The organism is Oleiphilus sp. HI0123 (assembly GCF_001635315.1).
The window spans coordinates 1-822 of the sequence record NZ_LWGE01001875.1; the positions used below are offsets into that span (position 1 = coordinate 1).

Annotated in this window: 1 protein-coding gene and 1 pseudogene; both read right to left on the bottom strand. The window is 38.4% G+C overall.

The window, feature by feature from the left end:
* Positions 1-281 (bottom strand): hypothetical protein (locus A3761_RS28725; protein WP_231881312.1); only part of this gene is annotated, 281 nt, incomplete at its 3' end.
* 350 nt (positions 282-631) lie between these two features.
* Positions 632-822: pseudogene (locus tag A3761_RS28730) on the bottom strand (IS3 family transposase); the annotation flags it as partial.

Sequence of the window (822 nt, forward strand, 5' to 3'; positions counted from 1 at the left end):
AAAGCATACTGGTCATTGTCGTTTGTATGAATAAACACCGAAAATGAATTATTGAATAAAGACACAGGAGCATAAGCTTTGGGTGTTTCTAAACGAGCTAATCTTTTGTATGAAATATGCCAAATTATAGAATCTTGTTTGTGATAACTCAGATTTTCTTGCCCAAATTTCAGATAGTGTTTAACTTTAGTTTTATACCCTTTTGGCTTGAACAAACAATAAAACAACTTAATTGAGGGAAATAAATCATCGTTTTCCTCGACTTCCCACTCAATTTTCAACGAACATCTCCATACGTATAACGCCTACCACACTGGCGAATTGATGTTGGCGACTTTTGCGCTTTTCTTTGCGCAAAAGGTGCGAATATTAATGAGTCCGGTGGTGGTTATGGTTATGTGGTAATGCCTTTAAAGTTTACGTTCCCACTGAACTCGATCGAAACCACATCCACCTTAAATGCATTAATACGATTATTGTTTAATAACTTTCTGCCACCTGCTGCAAACAAAACAAGGGCTCTCAATTTAAGCTATATTACCCAGAAACCATAGCGAGATTTCAGGCTTTACCCAAGTAAAAAACAAGCCAGCAGTATCGGCGTTTTTCAAGGTAGTTGTCGCCTGAGCATTTAAGCTGCTTGTTTTTCCTTCTCCGGGTTCAACTTAACGTCACCCACTTTCTCCCAGTTCCGCGTAGCTTTTGACCACCTTATTTGGTTCTTTCTTTTCATCTTGCGATAAAGCTCATCCCTCTTCGATAATATTTCTTCATCCAGACCTAAGTGCCTTTGCTCTGGGGTAACAAAGTTAATTCGACTAT